This is a genomic window from Veillonellaceae bacterium, assembly GCA_025992895.1.
In the GTDB taxonomy this organism is placed as follows: domain Bacteria; phylum Bacillota; class Negativicutes; order Veillonellales; family Dialisteraceae; genus Dialister.
On record DAJPGA010000001.1, the window covers coordinates 728,929 to 747,687 of the forward strand.

The window sequence follows — 18,759 nt, forward strand, 5'->3', positions numbered from 1 at the left end:
GATTGGAAAGTACGCGTGATATAAAAGGGCGCATTAAATCTGTCACCAACATCCAGCAGATCACAAAAGCAATGAAGATGGTTGCCGCTGCCCGTCTGCGCAAAGCAGAAGAAAAAGCAAACGGCTCCCGTCCTTATGCTGAAAAGATCGGAGAGCTCTTGCGCCGCGCTTCTTCGGTAACTCCCGATTTTACCAGCCCGCTCTTCAGAACAGGCAAGGTAAAGAAGGTCGGCTATCTGGTCATCAGCGCCGATAAAGGCCTTGCGGGCGCTTTTAACTCCAACGTTATGAAGCGGACACTGCAGGAAATCTCCGGAAGGGATCGTTCCGAATACGCTCTTTACGTTTGCGGAAAACAGGGTAGAAACTACCTCAAATTCCGTGGATACGATCTTGATTCCTATCATTTCGGCTTTTCTGATAAACCTACCGCCCAGGATTCCATCGATCTCGCGAAGGAAATGGTTGACTACTTCGTGACCGAGGAAGTGGACGAAGTTTATGTGATTTACACGAAATTCATCACCGCTCTGCGTCAGCAGGTACTCGTCGAGAAGATTCTTCCCGTCGAAGCTCCTGAAGCAGATGAGGAAACCGGCAACGGATCTGAAAAGAAATGGAAAGAAGCGCCATACATTTTTATGCCTGACGCTCACACAGTTCTCTCCAGACTCCTTCCAGAATACGTACAGGTCAAGGTTTACAACGCCATGCTCCAGTCCGCTGCTTCCGAACTCGGAAGCCGTATGGCTGCCATGTCCGCTGCAACCGACAACGCTACGGAGAGAATCGCCGACCTCAACCTCACGTACAACAAAGCACGTCAGGCCCAGGTCACCAACGAAATTTCCGAAATCGTCGGCGGCGCAGCTGCGCTTGAATAAACCGCTTAACATATTAAGGAGGAATGCTTCTTCATGGCAAATGAACAGGAGATGCAGGTAGGTAAAGTAGTCCAGGTCATCGGCGCAGTCGTTGATATTGCTTTCGATGATGATAAGGAACTTCCTGCCATCTATAACGCAATCCATGTAAAAGATGATAAAGCCAGCGTTCCTGTTGATGTCATCTGCGAAACCATGCAGCACCTGGGCGACGGAGTCGTCCGTGCCGTTGCAATGAGTTCCACAGACGGCATGGTACGCGGCATGAAAGCCGTTGACACCGGCCGTGCTATTGCAGCACCGGTAGGCGACGGCTGCCTCGGACGTATTTTCAACGTCCTTGGACAGACAGTAGACAACGACCCGACGAAAGTCGACGCAGCTGACTACTGGCCGATTCACCGTGAGGCACCGGCCTTCAAAGACCAGTCTCCGGCAGCTGAAATTTTCGAAACAGGCATCAAAGTCGTAGACCTTATCTGCCCATACGCAAAGGGTGGTAAAATCGGTCTGTTCGGCGGCGCAGGCGTAGGCAAGACAGTCCTGATTCAGGAACTGATTCACAACGTTGCAACCGAACACGACGGCTGCTCCGTATTCTGCGGCGTAGGCGAACGTACCCGTGAAGGCAACGACCTTTGGGGCGAAATGAAAGAATCCGGCGTCCTTAACAAGGTTGCCCTCGTATACGGCCAGATGAACGAACCACCGGGAGCTCGTATGAGAGTTGCTCTGACAGGTCTGACAATGGCTGAATACTTCCGCGATAAGCAGGGACAGGACGTACTGCTCTTCGTAGATAACATTTTCCGTTTCGTTCAGGCAGGCTCTGAAGTATCCGCACTGCTCGGACGTATGCCGTCCGCCGTTGGTTATCAGCCAACCCTGGCAACCGATATCGGCGAACTGCAGGAACGTATTACATCCACAAAGAACGGCTCCATTACATCCATTCAGGCAGTATACGTACCGGCCGACGACTTAACCGACCCGGCTCCGGCAGGCGTATTCACCCACTTGGATGCTACCACCGTATTGAACCGTTCCATCGCCGAACTCGGCATTTACCCGGCAGTAGATCCGCTCGACTCCACTTCCCGTATTCTTGACCCGAACGTACTCGGCGAAGAACACTACGAAGTAGCCCGCGGCGTACAGGCTATTCTGCAGCGTTACAAGGAACTCCAGGATATCATCGCCATCCTCGGTATGGAAGAACTTTCCGACGACGATAAAGTCATCGTTGCTCGTGCAAGAAAGATCCAGAGATTCCTGTCTCAGCCGTTCTTCGTAGCTGAACAGTTCACCGGCTCCCCCGGCAGATACGTTCCGCTGAAGGAAACCATCAGAGGCTTCAAGGAAATCCTTGCAGGCCAGCATGATGACATGCCAGAAGGCGCATTCTACATGGTCGGCACTATTGACGAAGCAATGGAAAAGGCTGAAAAGATGAAGAAAGGGGAATAAGCCATGGCTGATACCCTTGAAAATCCAATGCACGTCGAAGTCATCAGTCCAGACGGTCCTATTTTTACACAGGACGGCGTGGATCTGGTGGCTGCCCGTGCGGAAGACGGCGAATTCGGTATCGAAAAGCGCCACCTTCCCCTTGCTGCTGCTCTCGAAATGTGCTGCGTGCGCATAAAGACAGGTGACAAGGAACAGAGAGTTGCCGTATTCGGCGGCTTCCTTGAAGTCAATGACAACCACGTCAACATCATCGCTCCTCTTGCTGAACTCGCAGACAACATCGACGTTGCCCGCGCTCAGGCAGCTAAGAAACGCGCTGAAGACAGACTGGCTTCCAAGAAAGAAGACGTCGATGTAGATCGCGCCAGACTCGCTCTTATGCGTGCCCTGGTCCGTCTCAAAACGACTGGAAATCTCTAATCAAATAAAAAGAGGATGTACATGTGTACATCCTCTTTTTTGCTGTTCGTCTGTCCCTTTCAACAGTCGACAGTTTCACCAATAAAAGGTATAATAAATATAAAGGCATAATAAACATAATAACAATATGAAGAATTTTATTTGACTATATTTTAAGCGCAAGCTTATTGGAGGAGGAGATTGGGCATGGATGAAATTTTCGGAAGAGGCGAATGCCGTAATTTCAAAGAACTGACACCAGTACCGGATGAACAGCTCCTGACACTCGTCAAGGCGGGCATGCAGGCCAGATCTGTAGGAAATCAGAAGGACAGAGACTTCATCATCGTAACAAGAGAAGACCTCGTCAAAGCCATTTCCCATAACAGCATCGTAGCAGGCCCGGCAAGAAAAGCATCTGCTGCCATCGTTATCGTAGGCAAGAAAGAAGGCGTCAGCTTCCCTGACGAATGGTCCTTCGACTGCGCAGCTGCCGCAGAAAACATACTGCTCGAAGCAGAGCACCTGGGGCTGGGGAGCCTCTGGCTGCAGGTTTATCCATATCAGGACAGAAAGATCCACCTTTGCAACATCCTCGATATCCCGACTGAACTTGATCCATTCTGCATCGTCGTCATCGGCTATGCTGAGAGAAAACCAGTCGTACTGAACCGCTTTGATGAAAGAGAAGTATCATACGACCTGTATACAAACCACAAAAAGTGACCGCCGCGGGGGTTAAAGAAACTCTGCTGGAAAACCAGCAGAGTTTTATTGTGGAGAAAATGGATATGAAGGGAAAGAAAAAAACGCCCGCCTTTCAGCGGACGTTTTTCCTTCTATTCGGCTTCAGCACTGGCTGCAGCAACGCTTGGTTGTGCCATGACAGGACGAAGATTCGTAGAAGTGAATTTGTAATTTTCCATGTACTGGATGAATTTTCCAAGGTGGTCGGTGATGAAGACGCCTTTCTTCCACAGCAGGCCAAACTGGTTTCCTATTTTTGGTTCGACAGGAATCTTCACGATGTTTTCCGGAAGGGTCATTGCCGAGTAGAGGAAAGCACCACAGTTGCCGGCGGAGAGACAGTTGAGAACTGTCGTCAGCTGGCTGCAGTACATTTTGATATGCGGAGTCGTTCCTTCGGAACGGAAGCCGGTGATGACGGTATGAGACTGGACGGAGTCTGTGTTGAAAAGAATGATAGGCTCTTCCTTCAGTGTTTCGAAGGAGACGGAAGGTTCCTTAGCCAGGTGATGATTCTTATCGACACAGTACACGTACGTATCTTCAAGGATGGTGTGGTAATCGTAGTTATCCAGATTGTAGAAATCCAGGTTGGCGATAGCCACATCCAGTTCATCATTATCGACGAGCTCGCGGGCATGCATGGAAGAGCATTCCATGAGCTTCACGGGGATGCCGTATTTCTCTTCAAACTCCATGGCAAGGGACGGCAGAAGCAGGGTGCTCGGAGTCGAAGTGATACCGATCCGAAGCGGGGCCTTGTTCGTGTCCTTGTCAGAGAAATCCGTGTACATCTCATGTGCTCTGTGAAGGATATATTCGGCCTTCTTGTAGAAGAGAGAGCCGTCATTGGTCAGTGTGATCCGGTTCTGGCCATGGGTGAAAAGTCTAAGGTGAAACTCCTTTTCCAGATTACGGATCGAAGTCGATATTGTCGGCTGTGAAACGAAAAGGGATTCCGCAGCGCGGGTGATGCTGTGATAACGGCACACGGCGCAAAAGTATTCCAGCTGATTAAGTGTCATAGCGATTGCCTCCTTGAAATTCCATGACAGGAAACAAACCGGTTCAGCTGAGAATTTCAGGCAGAATGACCGGTGGTGCAAAGGTGTTACAATTAAAAAGCCCGCAAATCATCCATATCTTTTAACGAACAATACATGCACATCAATCAGAATGAATGGGTGACTGCGGTGATACAGGCCGTGAAGCGAATGAATGGCATATTGTCACCCACTCAGATACGGAAAATTCTTAAATTACTATTATCAGTATAAATAAATATTATCAAATAATCAAGAGTATAAACAAAACTTTACATAAAAAATACTAAAGCAAGGTTATAAGTTATAAAAAATTGTAATATGCGAATAAATTGCATATATAATGGCGTATATGTACATCAAAATCTATGAATCAGGATGGAGAGAAAGCGAAGAAGATAGGAAGCCAGTCAGGCATGAAAAAAGAGCCCGGATATCCGGACTCTTTTTTGTGCATTCATTAAGTGAGGAACTTTTTCAGTTCTTCGAGGAATGCTTCCTGCGGTACAGCGCCGATCATGCGGTGTACTTCCTGGCCGTCCTTGAAGAGAATGATGGTCGGAATGGACATGATGTCGAACTGTCCTGCGAGTTCCTGCATTTCATCGGTATCAACTTTGGTGAAGTTGACCTTATCTCCGAGCAGCTCGGAGGCATGGTCCATGACCGGGGCCATCATGCGGCAGGGGCCGCACCAAGTTGCCCAGAAGTCAATAACGCTGTAACCTTTGTGATTGACGATTTCTCTTTCGAAATCTTCCTGGCTGTGAATTTCTGTGATCATAAGTCGATCGCTCCTTTTCGTCCGCGCTCCAAAAAGCAACGCTGCATTTAATTCTTTCGATATGATTATTATAACATATTTTGAAGTATGTACAAGGGGATAAGACTTGAAATTTTCAAGTTTTTAGATATATAGACTCATAAAAATAAAAATGATTTGCAGGACATTTTGTGACGAAATGTCAGACGTCTACTTAAATTTGATTTTTAAAATATAGTATACTTTTCAATACTTGCGAATAGGTATAAGTATCTTTTATTACAGAAATTATTTGAAGTAAGGTATAATCAAGTTAATATAATTATATCTCATTAAATAATGAGATTAAGAGATAAGAAAGGAGGACGCGATGGATCGAAGAAGAAACGCTGCTGAGAGGCTGCTTGCATCGTACAGCAGATTTTACGGAATCACCCGTTTCGACGGGATGGACGCTCCGGAGACGGAAGGAGTCAGGGAAGCGCTAAAGCTTTCCGCGCCCATTCTCCCGGACGGCGCAGAGCTTACGGCTGTGTGCGAATACTATGAGAGGGACGGCGGCTATTTCCTGCTTCGGTCCAACGAACTATGGACGTCGGAGCAGGAGGAGTTCATTTTCCTCTTCACCTGCCCGCGACTGACGGAGGCGGTCCATGAGGCCGTGAAGGAGTTTGTCTGCCGGGAAGGCAGGAAGATGGCTCATATAGGACCGGGCCATATGTACACAGGAGTTTCCTCTGTCATCATCTGCGATGATGCTGATGAAGCAGCAGAAAAGGCATTGAAGAAATCAAGTTACACGAAGACGTTCCGCTTCATGATCCACGGATGGCTCGAGTACCGGGCCAGCTGCCTGGACCTGTCGAGGGAGAGATTCCTCTTCAACAGGGCAGGACGGAGAATGCAGCCGGAAATGATGAAGGTGTGGGAAGGACGGAAGGCCGGTCTCGCGTGAGGCCGGGATTTGAAGGGAGGTCACTTCATTGAATACGCTTGTACTGCTCGCGGTTTGTCTCGCTATTCTCCTCTGCGGCTATATTTTCTACGGCCGCTGGCTGGTGAAACAGTGGGGCGTGGGTGAGGGAAATATCCCGACACCTGCTCATACAATGGAAGACGGGATTGACTATGTCCCCGCTAAAGCTCCGGTGCTCATGGGGCACCATTTCTCCTCGATTGCAGGTGCAGGCCCTATTACGGGACCGATCGGGGCTGCCATGTTCGGATGGCTGCCTGTCACGCTCTGGGTTCTCGTCGGCGGCATTTTCTTCGGCGGCGTCCATGATTTCGGCGCGCTCTTCGCTTCTGTCCGCCACAACGGGCAGTCCATCGGGGAAATCATTTCAGCGAATATGTCCAAGAGAGCCAAGCAGCTCTTCATCATATTCTCTTACCTGACACTGATCCTTGTCGTTGCAGCCTTTGCTGCCATCGTTGCTTCCACATTCGGCGCGACGATTGAAAACGGCGCGGTCAATATGGAAAAGAGTGCTGTCAAAGCCTCCGTCGCTATGGTTTCGATACTCTTCATTGTGGCTGCCATTATTTTCGGACTTATCGTATACCGTTTCCATGTATCCATGGCAGTATCCACAGTGATGGCCATCGGCGCCATCGTCCTCTGCATGGGTATCGGCATGAACTTCCATCCGATTTACTTCTCCCAGACGACATGGATGTGGCTGATCGGCCTTTACATCACGATTGCTTCCGTCACTCCGGTATGGATCCTGCTCCAGCCGCGTGACTACCTGAGCTCGTTCCTTCTCTATGCGATGCTCATCGTTGCCGTCGTCGGCATCGTAGGTGCGCATCCGGATATCGATCCGAACCTCTTCCCGGCTTACACAGGCTTCTCCGTGGACAATGGAAACGGCGTACAGTACCTGTTCCCGATTCTCTTCACAACCGTTGCCTGCGGCGCGATTTCCGGCTTCCATTCCCTCGTATCGTCCGGCACGACGTCCAAACAGCTCGATAAGGAATCCGACGCCAAGCCGATCGCATACGGCGGCATGCTCCTGGAATGCGTTCTTGCTATCATTACTCTCTGTGCGATTGCCTATGCCAGGGAAACAGGACATATCCACGGCGCAACGGATATCTTCGCCGGCGGCATCGCTGCCATGATTGCCAAGATCCCGGGTCTTGAAGGGGCAGAAACGATGATGTACACGCTCCTTGTCCTTACATACTCTGCATTCTGCCTGACATCCCTTGATACAGCGACAAGACTGGCCCGTTTCATGTTCCAGGAATTCTGGCTCGAACCAGGCGAAACACCGAAGGACATCAAGGGCGGATTCAAGAAACTGATGGTCAATCCGTACTTTGCTACCATCCTGACTGTCGTCTTAGGCGTCCTCCTTGGCATGAACGGCTTCATGAAAATCTGGGGCCTCTTCGGCGCAGCCAACCAACTCCTCGCCGGCATCGGCCTCCTTGCCGTAGCCGCATGGCTGGGCAATGCAGGGAAGAATAATAAGATGTTCCTCTTCCCGATGACATTCATGATGATCGTCACCCTTGCATCCCTCGTCATCATCGTCAGGAACCAGATCGGCATGATCATGAAAGGCGGAGCAGACTGGGGCCCGTACGCACAGGCCGGCATCGGCACGCTCCTCATCGTCCTTGCCCTTGAACTTGCCGTAGAAGGCTACCGCACCGTCATGCGCGGCAGAAAAGGCGGCGGAGATAAAGCAGAAAGACTGCCTGACCTTGAAGTAGAAGAATAAGTAAAGGTATTAAAAAAGGGGCTGAGAGGATACCGTAAAATGCGGACTTGCCTTCCCAGACGGGGAAGAATGCCCTTGACCTTGCTCTGGAAGAGAAGGTGGTGCGGATTTGTTAATACAGACAAATAAATATCATAAAAAATCTAATCGTACTTTAATCTTAATCATGCAGCCATTGGAGCTGCGTTGAATACTTCCATTGGAGCTAAAAGATGTAATTTGCGCTGAATGCGTTTGTTGTTGTAGAAGTAGATGTAGCCGTTGATCATGCTTACCACTGCTTTACGGCTGGTGAATTTACGTGTGTAGTAACGTTCGCGCTTCAGCATTCCCCAGAACCCTTCCATCAGACCGTTGTCTGCACAGCAGCCTACACGGGACATGCTGTGAACCAGTCCTGCTTTTTCAACAATCTTATGGAATCCGTTGCTTGTATACTGGAATCCGCGGTCGGTATGAATCATTGGATGTTCTCCAGGATTCTCTTTAAGTGCCTTTTCCATTGTCTCAAAAGCCAGTGCAGTATTGTTCCTGTCGCCGATGACATAAGAGACAATCCGGCGATCATGGCCGTCAATAATCGCGCTTAAATATAACTTGTGCAAAACTCCATCAGCAGTTGTGTACTTGAATTCAGTGACATCCGTCATCCATCTTGCATTGGACACGCCGGCATCAAAGTCACGGTTCAGCAGGTTTTCAAAAATGTACTTTGGATCCTTTGCGTTACGAGTGCAACCATCGGTCTTGTACTTGATCACGGACTTAATATTAAGTATCCGCATGATACGAAGAACCAGACTGTCGCTTACATTTATATTGATGTTGTCATCCTTCTTGATCCAATCGTTAATCCGGCGGTATCCCATATCCGGATATTCCTGATGGGTTTTCATGACCTCCTGTGCGACCTTTTCTCTCAGCAGTTCACGGCCGCTCTTAATATGATTCAGCCATCCGTAATAAGCTGCCCGGGAGACCTTTGAGAGTCGGCAGAGACTTTCTATGGAGATGTTGGTTTCTTCATGGACTTCTTTTATGGCTTTAAAATCTCTGAGAAGGTGAGTAAGGCTGAATCCTTCGAGGAACGCAACCTTTCCTCTATCTCCATCTTTTTTTTTAGCAGGGCAATCTCTGCTATAAGATCCTTCTGTTCTTCAAGAAGTCTGGCATTCTCCTGACGCAGCTGTTCTTCTTCGGTCCGGGGCGTTTGGAGCCTGATCGGCTTTCCTCTGTAATCCTCAAGACCAACTTCGCCCATTTCCTTGAACTTTTTTACCCATGTGTAGAGCGTTTGGTAGGACATGTTGTACTTCTTGGCTATCTTGTTATAATCGCATCCACTGGCGATGCACTCCTGAACGATTCTGACTCGCTCTTCCTTGACCGATTGCTGGCGTTTGCCCATAAGATCTCCTCCTTCAGAAACGAGGTCTGTCAACTTATGCTCATTATACGCCTCAATCCATGTTTTAAGGGAGAGTGTGCCGGAAATTCTGTATTTGGCACAGACGGAAAGCATGGAAACACCGCCTTTAAGATATTCCTTTACGGCCTGGATCTTCATCTGATTGGAGTAGTAAGACAAATGCTGCCTGGGCCGCAATCCCTTAAAGCCCTCCTCTTTATACCGGAGGACCCATTTCCTGAATGTTATGCGGCTCATATGAAGATTTTCAGCTGCCTGGGTAATCGTAACACCCTGATAGAGATATGAAGCAATCTGGTCTAACATTTCCTCCGGGGACGCTTTGGTTTTACATGGCATAAGAATGACCTCCTAATATATTTATGATATTATTCTGTCTTTCTTGTTGAATCATACCAAAGTGCGCCGTATACCAGTTGACATCAGCGGCATCAACACAAATGTCTCCTGCGTTAGTGTACGGGGCGGATGAGTTGCATTTCCTTCTAGCGTAGCGAGGTTTAGCTGTCCCCGTTAGGGGAAAGTGGCGCGAATGCGCCGAAAGGGGTTCATTCTCAAAAAAGGCGAAGCATCCTTTATGGTTTTCTCTTTTCATCTGCCACAAATGAACTTGTATTAGCATCTTCTAATCAAATGTAACAACAGAAAAGGCTTTGACGAAATGATTGTACATTTTGTCAAAGCCTTTTTGGTGTTTCAGATTTTCGAGTTCGGCGACATGCTGGTGTCTCTCGGGTCCCACGGGACGACGGTACCGGAGGCAAGGCTCTTCTGCACGTCAATGGTTCTCTGGTTGGAGGAGCCTTTGAAGAGGAGGGTGACATCCTTCTTTTCAAGGACGAATTCACCGTCGACAAGGACGTCGATGCGTTTCAGAAGTTCCATGGTTTCGGGCATCTTCCTGGCAAAGTTATCAAGGAGATCCCTGTCGTAGAGGTAGCCGGTGAAGCACCAGAGGTTCTTCTGCGGGTACATTTCCTTGAAGCGGGTGACAAGGGAGAGGAGCGCTTTCTGATTGGCCGGTTCCATCGGTTCGCCGCCGAGGAGGGTGAGGCCTTCATAGAAGTCCTGTCCGACTTCCTTCAGGATGTAGTCTTCTGTTTCCTTTGTGAAAGGCTTTCCGTAGTTGAAGTCCCATGTTTCCTGGTTGAAGCAGCCCTTGCAGTGATGGGTGCAGCCGGAAACGAAGAGGGAGAAGCGGATGCCGGGGCCGTTTGCAATATCATATTCTTTGAAATTGGCGTAGTTCATGTTGATTTCCTTTGGAATGAAAGAATGAAAAAGGGCGGCGGACGCCGCCCTTCAGATATTCAGATTACAGGTGGAGGACTCTGTCCTTGATTTCCTGTGTACGGCCCTGGTTCCAGAACTGGGTGCCGATGTAGCCGCAGGTTCTTCTTGCGACGCTCATCTTGTGCTGGTCGCGGTTGCCGCAGTTCGGGCATTCCCAGATGAGTTTGCCGGTTTCATCTTCGATGATGCGGATTTCTCCGTCATAGCCGCATGCCATGCAGTAGTCGCTCTTCGTGTTCAGTTCTGCGTACATGATGTTTTCATAAATGTACTTCATGACGGTCAGGACTGCCGGGATGTTCGTCTGCATATTCGGTACTTCGATGTAGGAAATAGCACCGCCCGGGGAGAGTCTCTGGAAGTCGGATTCGAATTTCAATTTATGGAATGCGTCGATATGTTCAGAAACATGGACGTGGTAGCTGTTGGTGATGTAGTTCTTGTCCGTTACGCCAGGGATGATGCCGAAGCGTTTCTGGAGGCATTTAGCGAACTTGTAGGTGGTGGATTCCATCGGTGTGCCGTATACGGAGTAGGAGATGTTTTCAGCAGCTCTCCATTCGGAGCACTTGTCGTTCAGCTTCTGCATGACAGCGAGGGCAAATTCTCTGCCTTCATCCGTTGTATGGGATACGCCGAGCATGCGGACGCACATTTCATAGAGGCCTGCATAGCCGAGGGAAATGGTGCTGTAGTTGTTGAAGAGGAGCTTGTCGATCGTTTCGCCTTTCTTGAGACGAGCGATAGCGCCGTACTGCCAGAGGATCGGAGCCACATCAGAGACGGTGCCGAGCAGTCTTTCATGACGGCAGCGGAGTGCTCTGTGGCAGAGTTCGAGGCGGTCTTCCAGGATTTCCCAGAATTTATCCATATCGCCGCCGGAAGAGCATGCCACATCGACGAGGTTGATGGTGACGACGCCCTGATTGAAGCGGCCGTAGTATTTATGCTTTCCGTTTTCACCAAGGCCCTCGGTATCCGGGGTGAGGAAGGAGCGGCAGCCCATGCATGGGTAAACGTCGCCGTTCTTCAGATTCTTCATGATCTTGGCGGAAATATAGTCAGGAACCATTCTCTTTGCTGTACATTCAGCAGCGAGTTTGGTCAGGTAGTAGTACGGGGAATCATCATGAATGTTGTCTTCGTCGAGGACGTAGATCAGTTTCGGGAATGCCGGAGTGATCCAGATGCCCTTTTCATTCTTGACGCCCTGCATTCTCTGGCGGAGGACTTCTTCGATGATCATGGCCAGATCCTTGCGGGTACGGCCGTCCGGAACTTCGTCCAGGTACATGAACATGGTAACGAATGGAGCCTGGCCGTTGCAGGTCATGAGGGTGATCAGCTGGTACTGGATGGTCTGGATGCCGGATTTGATTTCTTCCTTCAGACGGCGTTCCACGATCTTTTTGATGATGGATTCGTCCATGGATTCACCGGTTTCCTTGCGTTCAGCGATGACTTCCTTCTTGATCTTCTGGCGGCTGATATCAACGAATGGAGCGAGGTGTGCCAATGTGAAGGACTGTCCGCCGTACTGGTTGGATGCTACCTGAGCGACGATCTGTGTCGTTACGTTGCAGGCAGTGAAGAAGGAATGCGGCTTTTCAATCATGGTCTGGCTGATGACAGTGCCGTTCTGCAGCATGTCTTCCAGATTGATCAGGTCGCAGTTATGTTCTCTCTGCGCATAGTAGTCAGCGTCGTGGAAATGGATGATGCCTGCTTCATGCGCCTTCACGATTTCTTCGGGGAGGAGCAGACGCTTTGTCAGATCCTTGGATACTTCGCCAGCCATGTAGTCGCGCTGGGTGGAATTGATGACAGGGTTTTTGTTGGAATTTTCCTGTTTGACTTCTTCATTGGAGAGGTCGATCAGGGAAAGGATGCCGTCATCGGTCGTGTTGCTCTTGCGGGAAATCTCTCTCTTGTAACGATAGCGGACATACTTCTGCGCTACTTCATAGCCGCGCATTTCCATGATGCCCGTTTCGACCATATCCTGAATGTCTTCGACATTGGCTGCGTGGGAGTAGCCTGCGATCTTGTGCGCAATGTTGTCTGCGACAGCACGGATCTGGTAATCATTCATCTGGTGGACGTGATCGACTTCCTTATTGGCTTTGCCAATAGCGTTCACGATCTTGGTGATGTCAAAAGGTACTTCCTGGCCATTTCTCTTAATGACATTCATCTTGACGTTCATTTCCATTTCTTCCATTCATAACACCCCTAATGCTTTCAAAATCCCTATTTTTCTTTTGTTTTCTTTATTTATATAAGTTTCTCATTCTAGTCAAAATAAATACAAAATATTGATAAGCACACATAATAACGCACAATATGTTGTACCGAAATCTATTTTACAACAAAGGGCGAAAAAAGGGAATAGAGAAAAATCCCTTCTTTTTATTTCTAATGCAGCGTTCGGCGAAGCTCCTTTAAGAAGGAGGGCAGAACTGCCTTTCTGCCGTATATTTTCCAAGATAACTTTCGATATGGAAAAAATTTATAGTGACTAATAAACCCATATAGAATAATCTGAAAAACCTTTTTAAAAGTCCGGGCAATGAAAAAATGACCCTCAAAAGAGAGTCATCTTCCATCCGGTATCCACAAGGGATGACTTTTAGAGCGCTCTGACGATTGTGCCGCCGCCCAGGAGGAGGTCGCCGTCATAGAAGACGACAGACTGGCCGGTTGTGACAGCGCGCTGCGGTTCATCGAACGTGACGACAGCGCGTCCGTCGTCTCCGACCTTCACGGAGCAGTCATGGACACGGACGCCATAGCGGATCTTTGCCTGGCAGCGGAACTCTTCCTGCGGGATCTTGTCGTCGTAGAAATGGAGTTCGTTGGCGAGAAGGCGCGTGCGGAAGAGATCTTCATTCGATCCGACAACGACTTCTCTCGTGTCAGGACGCAGCTCGATGACGTAAAGCGGCGTCCTGGCAGCGATGCCCAGGCCCTTTCTCTGGCCGATCGTATAATAAGGAATGCCCTTGTGCTGGCCGAGCACATGGCCCTTTTTGTCGACGATATTTCCTGGCTGGAACGCTTCCGGCGCGTGGTTCTCGAGGAACTCCACGTACGATTTTTCGCTGGTCAGGAAGCAGATGTCCTGAGACTCTGCCTTGTTGTAAGTCGGAAGGCCCTTTTCCTTGGAAATGAGGCGCGTATCCTTCTTGAACGTGCGGCCAAGCGGGAAAATAATGTGCGAAAGCTGTTCCTGGGTCAGGTGGTACATCATGTAGGACTGATCCTTGGCGATGTCCAGACCCTTTCTGACCTCAAACAATTCCGTTTCCGGATTGTAGACGATGCGCGCATAGTGGCCGGTCGCAAAGTAAGGCGCGTCGAATGCCTTTCTCACTTCATCATAGAAGAGACCGAACTTCACCTTGAAATCGCACATCATGCAGGGATTCGGCGTCATCCCTGCTGCGTAGGACTCGATGAAATAATTGAGGACGAACTTCTGGTACGCCTCTCTGACATCGATGACCTTGAACGGAATCCCGATGAATTCCGCCATGCTGCGGGCGCCTTTGATCTCCTCATCCTGCCCGTCAAACTGATACATGGTAGCGCCGTAAACCTCATAGCCCTGATCGAGCAGGAGGCGCGCGGTCAGCGTGGAATCCACGCCGCCGGACATTGCCACGACGACTTTCTTCTTTTCTGCCATAATAAAATCCTTTCTGAAAACCATCATTCCCGGAAGTATTTCCGGAGAAATCTCATCGGAGTGAAAGTCCGAAGGATGCAATCCTGTCATTTTTTCCGCTGCGCAGAGGAGACCGCCCGGGGCGGTGCGCCCTTGGAAAGAGAGACAGAGATACCTCATTATTATACCATGGGAAATCAAGAGTTCTTTCCTTTTTATATAGAGAAATGGAAATGAAAGAATCTCTCCGTGATATAATAAAAACAGTGAATCCAGTTAAGAAACCCGGTAGATCCGGGAATCATTTTTGGCAGATCTGCCATGACAGGAGGAAATATCCATGGACTATACGAGAATCAGGACAAAAGTCGAAGACGGCATTGAAACGATTACACTCGACTACCAGCAGACGCTGAACGCAGTCGATCTCACGATGGCACTGGAACTCGAAGATGCGCTCACCAAAGCTGACAAGGACGAAGAAGTGAAGGTCATTGTCATGGAAGGTGCAGGACGCGCCTTCAGCGCAGGCGGCGACATCCGCTACATGAAAGCGCACTGCGAGGAACCGGACTTTGCCACGAAATCCATGGCGGCCCTGGCAGGCAAACTGGCAGAAGACATCATCCATATGAAGAAACTTTCCAAGATCATCGTCTGCGCTGTCCACGGGGCATGCGCCGGCGGCGGAATGAACCTCGCACTGGCTGCTGACTATGTCATCTGCTCCGACGATGCCAAATTCATCCAGGCCTTTGCAGGCATTGCCCTCTGCCCGGATACGGGAGCTGTCTTCCTCCTCCCGAGAATCATCGGTGCCAACCGCGCTCTCGACCTCTTCGTTTCCGGCCGCCAGGTCAAGGCAGACGAAGCACTTGCTATCGGCCTTGTCAAAGAAGTCGTTCCAAAGGATCAGCTGGATGAAACCGTCCATGCCTTTGCTAAGAAACTGACCGAAGGGCCGCTCCTTGCTTACAAGAATATCAAGAAGCTCATGTACATCAGCCTCTATCAGGGATTTGAAGACTACTCCAAACAGGAAGCAGGCCTTGTCGGCGAATGCTCTGCCAGTGAAGACTTCAAGGAAGGTATCACCGCATTCCTCGAAAAGAGAAAACCGCAGTTCAAAGGACGTTAATCAGGGGAAATCATGAAGAAGGAAATTTTTCAGGAAGGACCATACCGTGTTACGCTCTACACGCCTGAAGTGAATACGAAGGGGATCTGCTACTTCATCCAGCCTGCAGATATTGCTTCGGAGAATGAAAGTCTGGCGGACCGGCTTGAAATCGCGATCGCTGCTATAGACGGCCTTGACTGGAGCAATGATCTTTCTCCATGGGAAGCGCCGGGCATCTTCAAAAGGGAAGGCGATTTTGGAGGAAAGGCAGACGTCTTTGAAAAATTTCTCCTTGAAACGATTCTTCCTGAGACCGAAAAGAGAGCAGGCCTCGATAGGCCGGAAAGGCAGCTCGTCGGCATTTCCTTATCCGGCATGTTTGCGCTCTATGCGGCCTGCCATACCAATGCATTCTCCGGTGTTGCCTCCATTTCAGGTTCCTTCTGGTTTACAGGACTTATTGACTATTACAGGAGCCACCCCTTGTCGCCAGCAGTCAGGCGCGTCTACCTGTCGCTCGGTGCCAAAGAGCCGAAAACGAGAAGGGAACCATTGAATACGATCCTGGAAAGGACAGAGGATGTCCTTGGCATCGTCAAAGAAGAAGGAAAGGAAGCCATCTTCCAGATGAACCGGGGCGGCCACTACGTCCACCGGGGAGAAAGGCTCGAAGAGGCGCTCCGTTATCTCCTCTCCGGCGCAGAATGGAAGGGAGAGTTCTCCCTTTAGTTGCAGGATGCATCCACGCATGCTATAATGAGCTCACTTATGAAAGACGGCGATGGAGTTCGCCGGGCATATGCCGAACGCTTCGCGCTGATGACTCCTGTCCCTTAACCGGGGCAGGAGTTTTTTGTTTAAGGAGATAACATGCAGAACTACTTATTCCCTCTCTGGGTGGCCTTAGGAGGCGCCCTCGGCTCCCTCTGCCGCTACGGCACGACGATTTACATGGCAAGAATGGCAGGCACGTACTTTCCATTCGGGACGCTTGCCGTCAACGGCGTAGGATCCTTCCTGATCGGACTCTTGTCTGTTCTTTTGGTCAAAGCCTATCCCAATCCCGCCGCTGCCGCCTTCCTCATCACAGGCTTCCTCGGCGGACTTACCACATTTTCCTCCTTCATGAACGAAACCATGCAGTACCTCCAGGCAGGAGACATCCTCCATGGCTTCCTCTACCTCTTCCTCCAGCTGGCCGGCGGCCTCCTCTTCGTCATGCTCGGCTGGTTTATCGGTTCCAGAGTGTTCCTTTAAGAAGGGCGTCCCCGTTAGGGGAAGCTGTCGGCAAGGCCGACTGAAGGGGTTCATGTAATACAGTTAACCGGTAAGAACAGAAAGTGAGATCCATAAGGGGAAGCTGTAGCTGTCGGCAAGGCCGGCTGAAGGGGTTTATGTAATAGAGTTAACCGGTAAGAATGTTAATTATATAATACTTATATATATGATATGTTTATCTACACTAAATTCAGCAAAAAAGCCTCACAGAATTGACCGCGGGTCTTTTTTTTATGGCTGGTATCGGGTTACAATAGATGGATAGGGAAGGTTCTTTGGATGAAAGAAGGAATTCACATGAAAAAGAATCATTTAGCAATATGGGTGGCAGCAGCCCTGCTTTCGCTGCCTTTTAGTTCTGCTTTTGCGACAGATACCGCCGCCGCTACGTCCGCTCCTGCCATGGAGCAGGGGACTCAGCAGGGACAGCCGCCAGAAGGTCAGCCTCCTGAGGGACAGCCTCCGGAAGGGATGATGCCGCCTGGCGGTTTCAATCCGCCGGGAGAAGTCACGCAGGGAACTTCTGCCAATACGATTTCCAAAAATGAAACAGTCAAAGGCGCTGTCTACATGTCCAAGGGAGACAATGAGAATGCGCTCCGGATTACGGGAGCGGACGTTTCTCTTGACCGCATCGTCGCCGAGAAGGTATCGGGCGCTACGTCCAATACGGAAGCCGGGGATTTCTACGGACAGAACGCGGCCCTCCTTGCCACGGACGGCGCGAAGGTTTCCCTGAAGAATTCCTTTGTCACTTCGAATGCGCAGAACGGGAATGGCGTATTCAGCTATGGCAAGGGAACGAAAGTCTATGCCGAAGATACCGTCATCACGACGCACAAGGATAATTCGGGCGGCATCCAGACGACGGGCGGCGGATATACCGAAGCCAGAAATCTGACGATTGTGACGGAAGGCAATTCTTCAGCCGCTATCCGGAGCGACCGCGGAGGCGGCACGGTCATCGTGAAGGGCGGATCGTTCAAGACGGCTGGTTCCGGTTCGCCTGCCATTTACTCGACAGCAGATATCCGCGTGGAAGGGGCAGACCTTTTGGTCACATCTTCTGAAGGCGCTGTCATTGAAGGGAAGAACAGCATTTCCCTCAAGGATTCCACGCTCGACGGCCATATGAATGCGGTCCGCAAAATGGGTGACCGCACCATGACCGAAGAAAATGTCCACACCGTCATGATTTACCAGTCCATGAGCGGGGATGCGGAAAAGGGCCGCTCTGATTTCTCTATGGAACGAAGCACACTCCATTCGAGAGCCGGCGATGTCATCTACGTGACGAATACGGACTGCAACATCAAGCTGAAAGATACAGAAATCACGAGCGATGATGCAGATGGCGCTCTTCTTCGCGTCACCGGAAACAGCGCATCGAGAGGTTGGGGGAAGAAAGGCGCAAACGGCGGCAATGCGGACGTTCTCCTTGAAAATGAAAAGGTCAGTGGAAACATTATAGCCGACGATATCTCGACACTGAACCTCACGCTGAAGAATACCCGCTGGACGGGCGCTCTTTCCATCGATAAGAACGCAGCAGCCACGGATCCCAAGGGAACCGTCAATGTCAAGATCGATGAAGGATCCTCCTGGGTGCTCACCGGTGACAGCACCGTCACGACGCTTGAAAACCACGGCACCATTTTGAAGAATGGTCATACCCTGACGGTATTGAAAGCATAAAAATCAAAAATAAAAGTACCAAAAAGAGCTTTATTGGAGTCATTATTCTCCAATAAGGCTCTTTTTGGCTGCCTGAAATTTATAGTGTATCGAAAGTAAGCGAAAAAAAGAAATGGAAAATGTTTTCAGGAAAATCGATGAGATAGACATGAATACGGAAGAATAGAGGAGAATGGGGAAGATTTCATGTGCAAGTAAGTTCTACATAGAGCAAATATAGATGATAAAAAAGC

Annotated in this window: 17 protein-coding genes and 1 riboswitch; of the genes, 10 read left to right on the forward strand and 7 right to left on the reverse strand. The window is 49.7% G+C overall.

Translation table 11 applies throughout. The features are described from left to right. Window positions 1–2: 2 nt before the first annotated feature. From atpG to OIM03_02990, 4 genes are all read left to right on the forward strand, one after another. A complete protein-coding gene (gene atpG, locus OIM03_02975) occupies window positions 3–884 on the forward strand; it encodes an ATP synthase F1 subunit gamma (GenBank protein HJI73237.1) in 882 nt (293 codons plus the stop codon). Window positions 885–917: 33 nt separating this feature from the next. After that, the gene (gene atpD / locus OIM03_02980; GenBank protein HJI73238.1) at window positions 918–2,351 is read left to right on the forward strand and encodes a F0F1 ATP synthase subunit beta; all 1,434 of its coding nucleotides are present in this window, start codon (window positions 918–920) and stop codon (window positions 2,349–2,351) included. Window positions 2,352–2,354: 3 nt separating this feature from the next. Further along, window positions 2,355–2,774, forward strand: a complete 420-nt coding sequence (locus OIM03_02985) for a F0F1 ATP synthase subunit epsilon (GenBank protein ID HJI73239.1) — start codon at window positions 2,355–2,357, stop codon at window positions 2,772–2,774. 186 nt (window positions 2,775–2,960) lie between these two features. Next, on the forward strand, window positions 2,961–3,479 hold the full coding sequence (locus tag OIM03_02990) for a nitroreductase family protein (protein HJI73240.1): 519 nt from the start codon (window positions 2,961–2,963) through the stop codon (window positions 3,477–3,479). A 113-nt stretch (window positions 3,480–3,592) separates the two neighbouring features. Here OIM03_02990 and OIM03_02995 read toward each other — a convergent pair whose 3' ends face one another. Continuing rightward, window positions 3,593–4,525 (reverse strand): LysR family transcriptional regulator, encoded by a 933-nt coding sequence (locus OIM03_02995; protein ID HJI73241.1) that lies wholly within the window; start codon window positions 4,523–4,525, stop codon window positions 3,593–3,595. Between the two features lie 478 nt (window positions 4,526–5,003). Beyond that, window positions 5,004–5,327, reverse strand: a complete 324-nt coding sequence (trxA, locus tag OIM03_03000) for a thioredoxin (protein HJI73242.1) — start codon at window positions 5,325–5,327, stop codon at window positions 5,004–5,006. Between the two features lie 349 nt (window positions 5,328–5,676). Here trxA and OIM03_03005 point away from each other — a divergent pair, with 349 nt between their 5' ends. Together OIM03_03005 and OIM03_03010 are read left to right on the forward strand one after the other, a co-directional pair. Next, window positions 5,677–6,261, forward strand: a complete 585-nt coding sequence (locus OIM03_03005) for a hypothetical protein (protein ID HJI73243.1) — start codon at window positions 5,677–5,679, stop codon at window positions 6,259–6,261. A gap of 28 nt (window positions 6,262–6,289) precedes the next feature. Next, complete coding sequence (locus OIM03_03010) at window positions 6,290–8,044, forward strand: carbon starvation protein A (GenBank protein ID HJI73244.1); 1,755 nt, start codon at window positions 6,290–6,292, stop codon at window positions 8,042–8,044. Window positions 8,045–8,208: 164 nt separating this feature from the next. Here the strand turns inward: OIM03_03010 and OIM03_03015 are convergent, their stop codons facing one another. From OIM03_03015 to mnmA, 5 genes are all read right to left on the reverse strand, one after another. After that, the gene (locus OIM03_03015) at window positions 8,209–9,051 is read right to left on the reverse strand and encodes an IS3 family transposase (GenBank protein HJI73245.1); all 843 of its coding nucleotides are present in this window, start codon (window positions 9,049–9,051) and stop codon (window positions 8,209–8,211) included. Window positions 9,052–9,080: 29 nt separating this feature from the next. Next, window positions 9,081–9,779, reverse strand: coding sequence for a helix-turn-helix domain-containing protein (locus OIM03_03020; protein HJI73246.1), 699 nt, complete (start codon window positions 9,777–9,779; stop codon window positions 9,081–9,083). A 390-nt stretch (window positions 9,780–10,169) separates the two neighbouring features. Next, window positions 10,170–10,724, reverse strand: a complete 555-nt coding sequence (nrdG, locus tag OIM03_03025) for an anaerobic ribonucleoside-triphosphate reductase activating protein (protein HJI73247.1) — start codon at window positions 10,722–10,724, stop codon at window positions 10,170–10,172. A gap of 64 nt (window positions 10,725–10,788) precedes the next feature. Further along, window positions 10,789–12,987, reverse strand: a complete 2,199-nt coding sequence (gene nrdD, locus OIM03_03030; protein ID HJI73248.1) for an anaerobic ribonucleoside-triphosphate reductase — start codon at window positions 12,985–12,987, stop codon at window positions 10,789–10,791. A 408-nt stretch (window positions 12,988–13,395) separates the two neighbouring features. Then, window positions 13,396–14,454: a tRNA 2-thiouridine(34) synthase MnmA gene (mnmA, locus tag OIM03_03035; protein ID HJI73249.1), complete on the reverse strand. Its 1,059-nt coding sequence runs from the start codon at window positions 14,452–14,454 to the stop codon at window positions 13,396–13,398. Between the two features lie 319 nt (window positions 14,455–14,773). On the opposite strand from mnmA, the gene OIM03_03040 reads away from it, so the two are divergent. The 4 genes from OIM03_03040 to OIM03_03055 all read left to right on the forward strand — a co-directional run bounded on the left by OIM03_03040 (window position 14,774) and on the right by OIM03_03055 (window position 18,526). Continuing rightward, window positions 14,774–15,571 (forward strand): enoyl-CoA hydratase/isomerase family protein, encoded by a 798-nt coding sequence (locus tag OIM03_03040; GenBank protein HJI73250.1) that lies wholly within the window; start codon window positions 14,774–14,776, stop codon window positions 15,569–15,571. Window positions 15,572–15,583: 12 nt separating this feature from the next. Further along, window positions 15,584–16,282 carry an alpha/beta hydrolase-fold protein gene (locus OIM03_03045; protein HJI73251.1) on the forward strand — a complete coding sequence of 233 codons (699 nt, stop codon included), beginning with the start codon at window positions 15,584–15,586 and terminating at the stop codon, window positions 16,280–16,282. A gap of 39 nt (window positions 16,283–16,321) precedes the next feature. Next, a riboswitch (Fluoride riboswitch) is annotated at window positions 16,322–16,389 on the forward strand. Between the two features lie 34 nt (window positions 16,390–16,423). After that, window positions 16,424–16,810, forward strand: a complete 387-nt coding sequence (crcB, locus tag OIM03_03050) for a fluoride efflux transporter CrcB (protein HJI73252.1) — start codon at window positions 16,424–16,426, stop codon at window positions 16,808–16,810. 318 nt (window positions 16,811–17,128) lie between these two features. Further along, a complete protein-coding gene (locus tag OIM03_03055; protein HJI73253.1) occupies window positions 17,129–18,526 on the forward strand; it encodes a hypothetical protein in 1,398 nt (465 codons plus the stop codon). Window positions 18,527–18,759: the final 233 nt, after the last annotated feature.